This window comes from Pseudomonas emilianonis (genome assembly GCF_023072625.1).
GTDB lineage: Bacteria > Pseudomonadota > Gammaproteobacteria > Pseudomonadales > Pseudomonadaceae > Aquipseudomonas > Aquipseudomonas paraveronii.
Window position 1 is genome coordinate 1 of record NZ_JAKNRV010000128.1, and the last position, 13590, is coordinate 13590.

Consider the following 13590-nt stretch of genomic DNA (forward strand, 5'->3'; position numbering starts at 1 on the left):
AGGCGGGCAGCGATGATTTAAACCGCCGCTCCATGGATGAACTCGGTGTTTATGCTAGATTTGCCGAAAAGGCCTGTCTCACGAAATTCGGGCAGAAAACATCGCAAAAAGGGCGAAACCATCAAAAACTCCTGAAAAAACACAGTCCAATGTGGGAGGGGGCTTGCCCCCGATTGCGGTGTGTCAGCCACCATTGTTTTATCTGAACCACAGCTATCGGGGGCAAGCCCCCTCCCACATGACATCCGTCAGTCGGGCCAGCGCACGGTCAGGCCACCGTCGATGACGATGCTTTGCCCGGTCAGGTAGCTCGACGCATCACTGGTCAAAAACTGCACCAGCGACGCCACTTCATCTGCCCTCCCCACCCGGCCCAACGGAATCGCCCGTGCGGCCTTGGCCAAACCTTCCGGCCCGAGGGAGTTCTGCGCATCCAGCGATTGCGGCGTCTCGATCAACCCCGGAATCACCGCATTGCAGCGAATCCCCAACGGCGCCAATTCCACCGCCAGCGAGCGGCACAACCCCGGCACACCGGCCTTGGCCGCCGCGTAATGGCTGTGCTCCTGCCAGCCATATACGCCGCCGGCAATCGACGAAATCGCCACCAGCGCGCCGCCCGCGGGCATATGCCGAGTCGCCGCGCGGAAGGTGCGCATCACCCCCGTCAGGTCGACGTTGAGCATTTCGTCCCACAGTTGATCGGTCATTTCCAGCAGCGGCGCACGGCGCAGCAGACCGGCGTTGGCCACCGCATAGTCCAGGCGGCCAAAATGCTGCACGGCATGGGCGGCCAAGGCGTCCACCGAGGCGGTATCGCCCACGTCCAGCGGCAGCATCAGACATTCGCCAGCCGCCTGTTCCACCAGGGACACGGTGGTGCGCGGGTCATGGGGATCGGCCGGGTAATACCCGCCCACCACCGCCACGCCGTTGCGCGCATAGGCCACCGCGAGGGCTTGGCCGATGCCGCTGGCGGCACCGGTAATCAAGGCAACTTTACGCTTCATCAAACACTCCTTACTGCACGGTTTCCGGACGCACATGGCGTGCGGCAAACATCAGCACACCGGATAAAAAGCACGGCAAGGCGCCGAACCACAGGGCGGCGGTCTGCCAGTCGCTGCCGGCGGACAACACTTGCGTCGCGCCGAAACCGGCGACCACCGCGCCAATCGGGCCCATGGCATGAATGATCGCGCCGCCGGTGGCACGGATGCTGGTGGGGAAACTTTCGCTGATAAAGAACAGCGCCGCCGAGTACGGCCCGATCAGGAAAAACAGGCCCAGGCTGTACAGCCCGACCACCATCGCCATGTTGCTCGGGCCAAACAGCATCCCGGCGAACGACAGCCCGCCGAGCATCCAGCCCAGGCCGATGACGTTGCGGCGGCCGATCTTGTCGCCCATCCAGCCGTGGCTGAGGTAGCCGCAGTAACCCACCAGGTTCGACAGCACGAGGATGATCAGCGAGTTCTCGAACGAGATGTGGTGAACGCTGACGATCACCGACGTGCCGAGCACGCTGAACACCTGGATCGCTGCCCAGTTGAGCAACAGCGCGGCGCCGATCACCAGGGTGGCGCGGCGGGCCGGGCCACGGAAGGCGGCTTTGAGGCCGGCTTTGCTGTGCTCGTCGTAGTCCACGCCGTAGGTCGCGGCGACGTTTTGCGCTTCGCTCACCGCGCCGCTTTTACGCAGCGCGCTGATGCGCTGATGGATCTGGAACTGCGGGCTCTCCTTGAGCTTGCGCGCCATAATCGCGATGACCACGGCCGGGATCGCGGCAAAAATGAAGCAGCCCTGCCAGCCGATGATCGGCAGCAACAGCGCGGTCAACCCCGCCGCGATCAGCGCACCGACCGGCCAGCCGCCCTGCACCAGGCTGTAGATAAACCCCCGGCGCTTGGTCAGTCGGGGATCTTGCGAGGCGCCATACAGCTCGCTCAAATACGTGGCGTTGACGGTTTCCTCGGCATAACCCAGGCCGCCCAACGAACGGATCAGGATCAGCGGCGACTTGCCCCACGCACCACCGATCGCGGTCAGCGCCGAGCACACCGCGGAACCGGCCACGGTGAAGATAATGCCTTTGCGCCGCCCCAACTTATCGACGACGGGGCCAATGGCAAATGCCACCACCGCCGTACCCACCGCCACCCAGGTCGCGATTTCAGCTTGTTCCACCTCGCCCCAGCCGAAGTGCAGGCCGATCTCCGGCAGCAACGTGCCGAACAGGATGAAGTCGTACACCGCAAACACCCAGGCGAAAAACGCGATCCAGGTGGCGAAGCGCACTTCCTGGGACGTCAGTTGCCGGGGTTTCCAGCCAGTCAGGTCAAGCTTGTTGTAGATGGACATGGATCGCGCCTCGAGGGTGGGATGGGGTCAGGTACGCGGTTGGCGGCGGATAAAGTCATCGGCGATTTCGTCGAAGGTGACGAAGCGCACGCCGGCATGGCTCTGGATGTGTTCGATCAAGCGTTCGAGCATCAGCAGCACTTGCGGGCGGCCGGATACGTCGGGGTGGATGGTCATGGTGAACACCGCGTGTTGGTGTTCGCGGTAGACCCAGTCGAACTGATCGCGCCACATTTCTTCGAGGTGACGCGGGTTGACGAAGCCGTGGCTGTTGGGGGCTTTCTTGATGAACATCATCGGCGGCAGGTCGTCGAGGTACCAGTTGGCCGGGATCTCCACCAGGTCGGTTTCTTCGCCGCGCACCAGCGGTTTCATCCAGGTGTCGGGGTGCTGGCTGTAGTCGATTTTGGTCCAGCTGTCGCCCTTGCGCACGTAGTAGGGGTGGAAGTCGTTGTGCATCAGGCTGTGGTCGTACTTGATGCCTTTTTTCAACAGCAGTTCGTTGGTGACCTTGCTGAATTCCCACCACGGTGCGACGTAGCCGGTCGGACGTTTACCGGTCACGTGGGTGATCAGTTCGATGGACTTGTCGAGCACGATTTCTTCCTGCTCGGCGGTCATCGCAATCGGGTTTTCGTGGCTGTAGCCGTGTACGCCGATTTCGTGACCGGCGTCGGCCACCGCCTTCATCTGCGCGGGAAAGGTTTCCATCGAGTGGCCGGGGATAAACCAAGTGGTGCGCAGGCCGTAGCGCTCGAACAGTTTGAGCAGGCGCGGCGCGCCGATTTCACCGGCGAACAGGCCGCGGGAGATATCGTCTGGCGAGTCTTCGCCGCCGTAGGAACCGAGCCAGCCGGCGACGGCGTCAACGTCGACGCCGAATGCACAGAGGATGTCTTTAGCCATGGGGTGTCTCCTTAGAGAGTCAGTTGGGATTCGACGGACAGCGCAGCCCGCAACAGGCGTGCGTCTTCCCCCGTTGGGGCGATGTGGATGACGGCCGGGGGTGCCGACCGACTCGCGTGGTCGAGGGCGTGCACCGGGTCGCTGCGGCCGCTGGCGAAAGCCTCGGCCATTGAAGTGGCGTCTGACATCAGGCTGATCCTCACAAAACGTACATATTAATAAAATGTACATTTTATAAAGGCAGCTTTCGTGCCAGTCTGTGTCGACGGCTTTTTCTGTGATTGCGCTTTATCGACCAGAGCGGCGGGATAGATGCTTTTGTAGGAAGCAAAAAAACCTGGCGCGGACCCTGCAGCGCGCCTTCAGGCCAATAATGTATCTTTTATTAATAAGTACATTTTGGTGCAGAAAAGTAACAGCCCTACCTTCAAGGCCCCAAAAAAGTGCCGCCGACGTGGCGCGGAGTGACAGGTACATCTATGAGAGAATCCCTGGCTGCGTCCTACATACACCCGACCTCTTTACCCCAGAGAACACGATGAAAGCAGTGTCCGCCTCGGCCTCTCGTTACGCGATGATTCACCAGCTTTTGCGTGACGCGATCGTCAACGGCACCGCCCGCCACGGGCTGGTCCTGCTCGAAGCGCCGCTGGCCGAATTGTTTGGCACCAGCCGCGTGCCGGTACGCAAGGCGCTGGACCTGCTGCATGCCGAAGGGTTGATCTGCCGTTTCAACGGGCGGGGTTACCTGATCAACCCCGAGGGCGTGGCCATGGAACCGCTGCGCCTGCCCCTGAGCCCGGCGCACCTGGGCCTGAACGACGAGGACGAACTGGTGGATACACGGCCGTTGGGCGAGCGGATCGTCGAGGAGATCGGCGCGGCGCTGTCCACCTGCATCGCTTTCGGCCATTACCGCCTGGATGAGCAAGCCGCCGCCGACCACTACGGCGTCAGCCGCGCGGTGGTGCGTGAAGCACTGATGCGCCTGCGCGACCGTGGCCTGGTCGAAAAAGAGCCCTACTCCCAATGGCTGGCAGGGCCGCTGACGGCGCGGGAAGTCACCGAAGACTACGAACTGCGCGCCTGCCTGGAGCCCGAAGCGCTGCGCCAGAGCGCGCCGAACCTTGACCGCGCGCTGCTCGAAGCCATGTTGCAACGCGTGCTCGACGCCCAGGACAGCCCACAGTGCAGCCTGGAAGCCATCGAGCAGATCGAAGAGGATTTGCACCAACGCTGCCTGGCCGGCCTGCAAAACCGCAAGATCGCCGCGCTGATCCGCCAGGGCCAGAGCCCGATGATCATCAGCCGGATTTTCTATCGCTTGCTGGGGATCGGTGCCGACCCGGCGATGCTCGCCGAACACCGCTTGATCCTGGAGTTGTTGCTGCACGGCGCGTTCGATGCGGCGGCGTTGAACCTGCGCGAGCACCTGCAACGGGCGCGGCAGCGGATGTTGCAGCGCTTGAAGGTGTTGTCGGTATTGCCGGAACAACCCCTGCCCGCCTACCTCCACAAAATCAGCTGACTGCATGCGGCTAACCCTGTGGGAGGGGGCTTGCTCCCGATAACCGTGTATCAGTCAACGTATGGGGTGACTGTCACGCCGCAATCGGGAGCAAGCCCCCTCCCACCTTGACCGGGGCTCTGCAGTAATTTCATGCAATATGTTGCTATCTAGCCCCCGCCATTGAAACCACCGCTGGCCCGCCCCATCTAACTGGCATACTTCCCTATGCAGGTGCCCCATGAGCGACCAGCAAGATATCCCTGATTTCGACGCCAACGAATACGCCGACCCTGAAAACGCCGAGGGTCACTCGTCCAATACCGGCCTGGCCCTGCCTGGGCAAAACCTGCCGGACAAGGTCTACATCATCCCGATTCACAATCGCCCGTTCTTCCCGGCGCAAGTATTGCCGGTGATCGTCAATGAAGAACCGTGGGCCGAAACCCTGGAGCTGGTGAGCAAATCCGACCATCACTCCCTGGCCCTGTTCTTCATGGACACGCCGCCAGATGACCCACGGCACTTCGACACCTCCGCGCTGCCGCTGTACGGCACCCTGGTGAAGGTCCACCACGCCAGTCGCGAAAACGGCAAACTGCAATTCGTCGCCCAGGGCCTGACCCGCGTGCGGATTCGCACCTGGCTCAAGCACCACCGCCCACCGTACCTGGTGGAAGTCGAATACCCGCACCAGCCGACCGAGCCGACCGACGAGGTCAAGGCCTACGGCATGGCGCTGATCAATGCGATCAAGGAACTGCTGCCGCTCAACCCGCTGTACAGCGAAGAGCTGAAGAACTACCTCAACCGCTTCAGCCCCAACGACCCATCGCCGCTGACCGACTTCGCCGCCGCGCTCACGTCGGCGACCGGTACTGAGCTGCAGGAAGTGCTGGACTGCGTGCCCATGCTCAAGCGCATGGAAAAAGTGCTGCCGATGCTGCGCAAGGAAGTCGAAGTCGCGCGTTTGCAAAAAGAACTCTCCGCCGAGGTGAACCGCAAGATCGGCGAGCACCAGCGCGAATTCTTCCTCAAGGAACAGCTCAAGGTCATCCAGCAGGAACTGGGCTTGACCAAGGACGACCGCAGCGCCGACGTCGAGCAGTTCGAACAGCGCCTGGAAGGCAAAGTGCTGCCGGCGCAGGCGCAGAAACGCATCGATGAAGAACTGAACAAACTGTCGATCCTCGAAACCGGCTCGCCGGAATACGCAGTGACGCGCAACTACCTGGACTGGGCGACTTCAGTGCCGTGGGGCGTGTACGGCAAGGACAAGCTCGACCTGAAACATGCGCGCAAGGTCCTGGACAAACACCACGCCGGCCTGGACGACATCAAGAGTCGCATCCTCGAATTCCTCGCGGTGGGCGCTTATAAAGGCGAAGTCGCCGGCTCCATCGTGCTGCTGGTCGGGCCGCCGGGTGTGGGCAAGACCAGCGTGGGCAAATCGATTGCCGAATCCCTCGGGCGGCCGTTCTATCGCTTCAGCGTCGGCGGCATGCGCGACGAGGCCGAGATCAAGGGCCATCGCCGCACCTACATCGGCGCCATGCCCGGCAAGCTGGTGCAGGCGCTCAAAGATGTGGAAGTGATGAACCCGGTGATCATGCTCGACGAGATCGACAAGATGGGTCAGAGCTTCCAGGGCGACCCGGCTTCGGCGCTGCTGGAAACCCTCGACCCGGAACAGAACGTCGAATTCCTCGACCACTACCTGGACCTGCGCCTGGACCTGTCGAAAGTGCTGTTCGTGTGCACCGCCAACACCCTGGACTCGATCCCCGGCCCCTTGCTGGACCGCATGGAAGTGATTCGCCTGTCGGGCTATATCACCGAAGAGAAAGTCGCCATCGCCAAACGCCACCTGTGGCCAAAGCAGTTGGAAAAAGCCGGCGTGTCGAAAAACAGCCTGACCATCAGCGACGGCGCCCTGCGCGCCTTGATCGACGGCTATGCCCGCGAAGCCGGGGTACGCCAGTTGGAGAAACAACTGGGCAAGCTGGTGCGCAAGGCGGTGGTCAAGCTGCTGGATGAGCCGGACGCGGTGATCAAGATCGGCACCAAGGACCTGGAAAGCTCCCTCGGTATACCGGTGTTCCGCAACGAACAAGTGCTGTCCGGCACCGGCGTGATCACCGGGTTGGCCTGGACCAGCATGGGCGGCGCAACCTTGCCGATCGAGGCGACCCGCATCCACACGCTCAACCGCGGCTTCAAGCTCACCGGGCAACTGGGTGATGTGATGAAAGAATCCGCTGAAATCGCCTACAGCTACATCAGCTCCAATCTGAAGTCGTTTGGCGGTGATCCGAAGTTCTTCGATGAAGCCTTCGTCCACATGCACGTACCCGAAGGCGCCACGCCGAAAGACGGCCCGAGCGCTGGCGTGACCATGGCCAGTGCGCTGTTGTCGCTGGCGCGCAACCAGCCACCGAAGAAAGGCGTAGCCATGACCGGCGAGCTGACGCTGACCGGGCATGTACTGCCGATTGGCGGGGTGCGTGAGAAGGTGATCGCGGCGCGGCGTCAGAAGATTCACGAACTGATCTTGCCCGAGCCGAATCGCGGCAGCTTTGAAGAACTGCCGGAGTATCTGAAGGAAGGGATGACCGTGCATTTCGCCAAGCGTTTTACGGATGTGGCGAAGGTGCTCTTCTGATTTTACCTCTCCCCTGTGGCGAGGGAGCTTGCTCCCGCTGGGCTGCGCAGCGGCCCTGAAAGCCAGTCACCGAGTTTTGCCTGAATAAACTCGGTGACCTCCTTGGGGCTGCTTCGCAGCCCAGCGGGAGCAAGCTCCCTCGCCACAGAAGCAGTCCGCCACCGCCCGCTTGCCACACCCTGCCTCATCTTCGGTTATGCTCGCCCTTCGTCGCACATCAACGGAGCCCCCATGACCGCTGCCCGCCTGCTTCTCCCCTTGAGCCTTGCCCTGCTGGCCGCGTGCGCCAGTGCCCCACAGCAAAACGTCAGCGTGGAAAAACAGAGCACCTGCCCGCTCCAACTCAAAACCGGACAAAACCTGATCCTGACCCTGCCAAGCAACCCCACCACCGGCTACCGCTGGGCCATCCAGGATTCCGCCGGCGGCGTGCTGCGCGCACTGAGCCCCGAGGTCTACAGCAGCACAGAATCCGGCGTGATCGGCGGCGGTGGTCAATCCACCTGGCGCTTCCAGGCCTTTGCCGCCGGCCAGGGCCGCTTGCGCCTGACCTCCCTGCAACCCTGGGAACCGGAAGCCGAACCGGCCGAGACATTCGACTGCGCCATCACGGTGAACTGATATGCCATGGCTGATTCTTGCGTTGATGGGCGCCGGCACCTTTATCTACGGCCTGACCGTCCATGCGGCGTTACTGTGCCTGCTGGTCAAACCGTTGCCGGTTCTGGCGCTGCTGGGCTGGCTGCATGATGCGCCTCCGAGCGACTATCGACGCTGGATCAGCCTGGGGCTGATTTTTTCCCTGGTCGGCGATGTGCTGCTGGCATGGCCGGGCGACTTGTTTATCTTTGGCCTGGGCGCGTTTCTGTGCGCGCACCTGGCGTACCTCAAAGCCTATTTCAGCGACTGCCGACGCTTGGCGTGGCTGCCGTTGGTGCTGGCGCTGGGCGTCGGGGCGATGCTGCTGAGCATCCTGATTTCCCATGGGCTGGGCGAACTGCTGATTCCGGTGGTGGTTTACGCGCTGGTGATCAGCGCGATGCTCTGGCGGGCGCTGGCGCGACTGGGCAGCGCGGTGCCCAAGCGCTCGGCGCTGCTGGCGGCGGCGGGTGCCGTATCGTTTGTGGTTTCCGACACGCTGATCGGTATCAACCGGTTTGTGCTGAGCTTCGATGCGGCGCCGTACCTGCTGATCAGCACTTACTGGCTCGGCCAGTGGGGTATCACCGCCTCGGCGTTCCATCAGACAACCCGCGCATCTGCGGAGCAACTTGGCTAAAATGCCGGCCTTTCCCCCTCGTCGCTGGAACAACCGTGAGCAAAGAACCCGATCGCCTATTCGCCCAGCCCCTGCCCCAGGTGCCGGACTTCGCCTTTAACGAGGACGTGGTGCGGGTGTTCCCGGACATGATCAAGCGCTCGGTGCCCGGTTACCCGACCATCGTCGAAAACCTCGGCGTGCTCGCCGCGCAGTTTGCCCAGCCCAACAGTGCACTGTACGACCTGGGTTCGTCCCTCGGCGCGGTTACCCAGGCGTTGCGCCGCCACGTGCGCACCGACGGGTGCCACGTCATCGCGGTGGATAACTCGGCGGCGATGGTCGAGCGCTGCCGCGAGTACCTCAATGGCCAGGACTCGATGTTCCAGGAGTTGCTGCCGGTTCAGGTGATCGAGGGCGATATCCTCGCGCTGCAGTTCCAGCCGGCCTCGGTGGTGGCGCTGAACTTCACCCTGCAATTCATCGCTCCCGATCAGCGCCTGGCGTTGCTCGGGCGCATCCGCCAAGCGCTGTTGCCGGGCGGTGCGTTGATCCTCTCGGAGAAGCTGCGTTTCAATGATGCGCAAGAACACGCGCTGCTCACCGATCTGCATGTCGCGTTCAAACGCGCCAACGGCTACAGCGAGCTGGAAATCGCCCAGAAGCGCAGCGCCATCGAAAACGTCATGAAGCCCGACAGCCTCGAAGAACACCGCGAACGCCTGCTGGCGGCCGGGTTCTCGACCGTCGTGCCGTGGTTCCAGTGTCTTAACTTTGCCTCGTTGATTGCCTTGCCATGATTGATCTGTCCCCCCTCGCCCGCCACTTGGTCGGCACTCCCCTGGCCGTATGGGCCCAGGGCCTGCAAGCGCAACTCGATAGCAAGATGGAAAAGGGGCATGGCGACCTGGAGCGCTGGCAGAGTGCGCTGGATGCACTGCCGAAAATCCAGCCCAGCGAAGTCGATTTGCTCAATGGCCTGACCCTCGACACCGTTTGCGACGACGCCACCCGCGCGCAAATGCATACCGCGCTGATGGGCCTGAGCCCGTGGCGCAAAGGCCCGTTCCACCTGTTCGGCGTGCATGTGGATACCGAATGGCGTTCGGACTGGAAGTGGTCGCGGGTCGCGCCGCACCTGGACCTGAACGGTAAACGCATTCTCGATGTCGGCTGCGGCAACGGCTATTACATGTGGCGCATGCTCGGCGCCGGTGCCGACAGCGTGATCGGCGTGGACCCGAACTGGTTGTTCTTCTGCCAGTTCCAGGCGGTACAGCGCTACCTGTCGGCACCGAACGCCTGGCACCTGCCGTTTCCGTTCGAGGACTTGCCGGCGAACCTGGAAGGCTTCGACACTGTGTTTTCCATGGGCGTGTTCTACCACCGTCGCTCACCGATCGAGCATTTGCTGGCGCTGAAAGACTGCCTGGTCAAAGGCGGTGAACTGGTGCTGGAAACGCTGGTGATCGAAGGCGATCAGCAACAGGTGCTGGTGCCGGAAGACCGCTACGCGCAGATGCGCAACGTGTGGTTCCTACCGTCGGTGCCGGCGTTGATGCTCTGGCTGCGCCGGGCCGGGTTCAGCGACGTGAGGTGCGTGGATGTGAGTGTGACCACGGTGGAGGAACAGCGGGGGACGGAGTGGATGAAGTTTCAGTCCCTCAGCGACTTCCTCGATCCAGAGGATCACAGCAAGACGATTGAAGGGCTGCCGGCGCCGATGCGGGCGGTGATCATCGCTAAGAAGTAACCCGCGATCCCCATGAAAAAATGGAGATCAGAATGTGGGAGGGGGCTTGCCCCCGATGGCGGTGGGTCAGCAATAGATAAGCTGACTGACACACTGCTATCGGGGGCAAGTCGAATCGTCGCACCGCCCCTCCCACATTTGCTCATCAGTGTTCTTTAGAGTGGGGGCTTAGCCCGGCGGGCCTTGAAGAACTCACTCAACACCGTCCCGCATTCCTCGGCCAGCACCCCGCCTTCATACAACACCCGATGGTTGAGAAACCCCTGGGTAAAAAACTGCCCCTGGCTTTGCACAATCCCCGCCTTCGGCTCCAGCGCGCCGTACACCACCCGCGCGATGCGCGAATGCACGATCAGGCCCGCGCACATGCTGCACGGTTCCAGCGTCACATACAGCGTGCTGCCGGGCAGGCGATAGTTGCTCAGCGCCTGGGCGGCGGCGCGGATGGCGACCATTTCGGCATGGGCGCTGGGGTCGTTGCCGCTGATCGGGCAATTGAAGCCACGGCCGATGATGACACCGTCCTGCACCAGCACCGCGCCCACCGGCACTTCGCCCAACGCCGCACCCTGCGCCGCCAGTGCCAGGGCTTCGCGCATGAAGTCCTGGTCGCGGCTGCGGTCGATAATCGCCGTGGGGCGAAACTGGCGCATCATGCCACCTCGATAGCGGCCATCAGGCCGGTTTCCATATGGTCGATCACATGGCAGTGGAACATCCACACCCCCGGGTTATCCGCCACCAGCGCCACGCGGGCGCGTTCGTTCTTGCCCAGCAGGTAGGTGTCGGTGAAGTACGGAATCACCGTGTGGCGGTTCGAGGCGATCACCTTGAAGCTCATGCCGTGCAGGTGGATCGGGTGTTGGTACTGGGTCATGTTTTTCAGTTCAAAAATGTAGCTCTTGCCCTTCTCCAGCTTGGCAATCGGGCGATCGGCGCAGGCCTTGTCGGTGATGTCCCAGGCCTGGCCGTTGATCTGCCACAGGCTCGGCGGCTTGCCGTTATCGACGTTGACCGACACCGAGCCGACCCATTCGAAATTGAAGTTGAGTTTCTCGGCGTTGGCCAGGTCCGGCTCGCTGATCGGGTTGGCGGGCAGCGCAGGCGGCCATTCAGTCGGCGCGTCGGCGTTGGCCACCGAGCGGAACGTACCCAGGCGCACCGGGCCGTTGCGGATCGACAGTTCTTCGCCCGCCGGCGGCGCCTTGATCGCCAGGCAGATACGCATGCCCGGACCGAGCCAGTATTCCTTGCCCAGGGGGCGCGGCTCGATGGGGTTACCGTCCAGCGCATAGATCTGCGCGTCGACGTCGGGAATATTGAGGCGATAGGTCAGCGTGTTGTCGAGGTTGAGCAGGCGCACGCGGGTGATCTGCCCAGCGGGTAAATCGATCACCGCCTGGGCCACGCCATTGATCGTCGACAAGCGCCCGGCCGTGCCGCCACGCGCCGCTTCACGGGGCACGCTGAACGCGACAAAGGCGCCCTCTTCGTCGACGTGCCAGCTTTTCAGGCTGAGGGTGCGTTCGTGCTTGAAACCGGTGGGCTCGCGCTCTTCGACGATCAGCGGGCCGACCAGGCCACGGCCGAGTTCTTCGCTGCTGTTCACGTGAGGGTGATACCAATAGCTGCCGGCGTCGGGCACGCGGAACTTGTAGTCGAAGTATTCACCGGGCAACACCGGCAATTGCGAGACATAGGGCACACCGTCCATTTCCAGCGGCAGGCGGATGCCATGCCAGTGGATGGTGGTGGCGACCGGCAGGTGGTTGATGAAACGCACCCGCAGCCATTCGCCCTGGCGCACGCGCAGCTCGGTGCCGGGAGCCGACGGGCCGAACGCCCAGGCTTGGGTTGTGTGCCCCGGTACCAGTTCCACATCGAGGGGCGCGGCGATCAGTTCGTAGTCGTGTCCCGCCTCGGCCTCGGCGACCTTGCCCAGCCAGTAGCGGTAGCCACCACCGGCACCGACACCCACTACGGCCAGGCCAGCAAGACCACCCAGGATTTGTCGACGGGAAAAGGATCGGGACACAACAACCTCACGTATCTGCCGCAGACCAGGAGCCCGCAAAGGGCAGATACGATACACCTGCGACGGCTAAACAGTAAGGCTTCGCATTGCCGCATGCCGAAAACACCGAGGACAATGTGGGAGGGGGCTTGCTCCCGATGGCGGTGGGTCAGTCAGCTTATGTGTAGCTGATCCACCGCCATCGGGAGCAAGCCCCCTCCCACATTTTGAGCTTCAGTGTTTTCTAGAGGGTGTTTGCTCAGGCTTTGGCAGCGGCCAGGATCAGGGCCTTCATCTCGGCGACCGCGCCTTTGAAACCAACGAACAGCGCGTGCGCCACCAGCGCATGGCCGATGTTCAGTTCGTTGATGCCCTTGATCGCCGCCACGGCTTCGACGTTGTGGTAGTGCAGGCCGTGGCCGGCGTTGACGATCAGGCCGTGGTTGAGACCGCAGTTCACGCCTTCAATGATGCGTTGCAGCTCATCGGCGACTTCGGTCGGCGTGGTCGCATCGGCATAACGCCCGGTGTGCAATTCGATGGCCGGCGCGCCAACGCGGTGCGAGGCTTCGATCTGGCGTTCATCGGCGTCGATAAACAGCGAGACTTCGCTGCCGATCTGCGACAGGCGCTCCACTGCGGCCTTGATGCGTGCTTCCTGGCCGGCCACGTCGAGGCCGCCTTCGGTGGTCAGTTCCTGACGGGTCTCCGGCACCAGGCAGATATGCGCCGGGCGGATGCGCTCGGCGAACGCCATCATTTCTTCGGTGACGCCCATTTCGAAGTTCATACGGGTTTGCAGCACGTCCTTGAGCAGCAGCACGTCGCGCTCCTGGATGTGCCGGCGGTCTTCGCGCAGGTGTACGGTGATGCCGTCGGCGCCCGCTTCTTCGGCGTCCAGCGCGGCTTTGACCGGGTCCGGGTAACGGGTGCCCCGGGCCTGGCGCAGCGTGGCGACGTGGTCGATGTTGACGCCGAGAAGAATGCGATTGCTGGTGGTCACGGAAGCGCTCCTGAAAAGGGAAAGAAACGCTGCACAGCATACACGGGGTTGTCAGGGCTTTCGAAACAACTCGCGACTGACCAGCGGCCGCCCGCCCAGATGCACGGCCAAGGCCTGGCGCATCAG

Annotated in this window: 14 protein-coding genes and 1 pseudogene; 7 read left to right on the forward strand and 8 right to left on the reverse strand. The window is 62.6% G+C overall.

The features are described 5' to 3' along the window. On the forward strand, positions 1–206 hold a 206-nt coding region (locus tag L9Z73_RS14705; RefSeq protein ID WP_247402138.1), incomplete at its 5' end, for a hypothetical protein. 42 nt (positions 207–248) lie between these two features. Here L9Z73_RS14705 and L9Z73_RS14710 read toward each other — a convergent pair. From L9Z73_RS14710 to L9Z73_RS14725, 4 genes are read right to left on the reverse strand one after another with little or no spacing between them, the layout of a single operon-like run. Continuing rightward, positions 249–1010 carry an SDR family NAD(P)-dependent oxidoreductase gene (locus L9Z73_RS14710; protein ID WP_247402140.1) on the reverse strand — a complete coding sequence of 254 codons (762 nt, stop codon included), beginning with the start codon at positions 1008–1010 and terminating at the stop codon, positions 249–251. Between the two features lie 10 nt (positions 1011–1020). Continuing rightward, positions 1021–2361 (reverse strand): MFS transporter, encoded by a 1341-nt coding sequence (locus tag L9Z73_RS14715; protein ID WP_247402143.1) that lies wholly within the window; start codon positions 2359–2361, stop codon positions 1021–1023. Positions 2362–2388: 27 nt separating this feature from the next. Then, positions 2389–3267 (reverse strand): polysaccharide deacetylase family protein, encoded by an 879-nt coding sequence (locus L9Z73_RS14720; protein ID WP_247402146.1) that lies wholly within the window; start codon positions 3265–3267, stop codon positions 2389–2391. 11 nt (positions 3268–3278) lie between these two features. Next, entirely contained in the window at positions 3279–3455 is a 177-nt protein-coding gene (locus tag L9Z73_RS14725) for a hypothetical protein (protein WP_247402149.1), read from the reverse strand. A gap of 350 nt (positions 3456–3805) precedes the next feature. Here L9Z73_RS14725 and L9Z73_RS14730 point away from each other — a divergent pair, with 350 nt between their 5' ends. The 6 genes from L9Z73_RS14730 (at position 3806) to cmoB (ending at position 10447) form a co-directional block, all read left to right on the forward strand. Beyond that, a complete protein-coding gene (locus L9Z73_RS14730) occupies positions 3806–4795 on the forward strand; it encodes a GntR family transcriptional regulator (RefSeq protein WP_247402153.1) in 990 nt (329 codons plus the stop codon). Positions 4796–5015: 220 nt separating this feature from the next. Beyond that, positions 5016–7436, forward strand: coding sequence for an endopeptidase La (gene lon, locus L9Z73_RS14735; protein WP_247402155.1), 2421 nt, complete (start codon positions 5016–5018; stop codon positions 7434–7436). A 231-nt stretch (positions 7437–7667) separates the two neighbouring features. Beyond that, positions 7668–8057 (forward strand): protease inhibitor I42 family protein, encoded by a 390-nt coding sequence (locus L9Z73_RS14740; RefSeq protein WP_247402157.1) that lies wholly within the window; start codon positions 7668–7670, stop codon positions 8055–8057. A 1-nt stretch (position 8058) separates the two neighbouring features. After that, on the forward strand, positions 8059–8715 hold the full coding sequence (locus L9Z73_RS14745) for a lysoplasmalogenase (protein ID WP_247402158.1): 657 nt from the start codon (positions 8059–8061) through the stop codon (positions 8713–8715). Between the two features lie 35 nt (positions 8716–8750). Next, the gene (cmoA, locus tag L9Z73_RS14750; protein WP_247402160.1) at positions 8751–9494 is read left to right on the forward strand and encodes a carboxy-S-adenosyl-L-methionine synthase CmoA; all 744 of its coding nucleotides are present in this window, start codon (positions 8751–8753) and stop codon (positions 9492–9494) included. Next, positions 9491–10447 carry a tRNA 5-methoxyuridine(34)/uridine 5-oxyacetic acid(34) synthase CmoB gene (gene cmoB, locus L9Z73_RS14755; protein ID WP_247402163.1) on the forward strand — a complete coding sequence of 319 codons (957 nt, stop codon included), beginning with the start codon at positions 9491–9493 and terminating at the stop codon, positions 10445–10447. The genes cmoA and cmoB overlap by 4 nt, the downstream gene beginning before the upstream one ends. 155 nt (positions 10448–10602) lie before the next feature. Here the strand turns inward: cmoB and tadA are convergent, their stop codons facing one another. The 4 genes and pseudogenes from tadA to L9Z73_RS14775 all read right to left on the reverse strand — a co-directional run. Then, a complete protein-coding gene (tadA, locus tag L9Z73_RS14760; RefSeq protein ID WP_247402165.1) occupies positions 10603–11100 on the reverse strand; it encodes a tRNA adenosine(34) deaminase TadA in 498 nt (165 codons plus the stop codon). Continuing rightward, positions 11100–12482, reverse strand: coding sequence for a multicopper oxidase family protein (locus L9Z73_RS14765; protein WP_247402167.1), 1383 nt, complete (start codon positions 12480–12482; stop codon positions 11100–11102). Before L9Z73_RS14765 ends, tadA begins: the two co-directional genes overlap by 1 nt. 238 nt (positions 12483–12720) lie before the next feature. Next, complete coding sequence (gene pdxJ, locus L9Z73_RS14770) at positions 12721–13464, reverse strand: pyridoxine 5'-phosphate synthase (RefSeq protein ID WP_247402169.1); 744 nt, start codon at positions 13462–13464, stop codon at positions 12721–12723. Positions 13465–13515: 51 nt separating this feature from the next. Next, positions 13516–13590 (reverse strand): annotated as a pseudogene (locus tag L9Z73_RS14775) (DNA repair protein RecO); the annotation flags it as partial.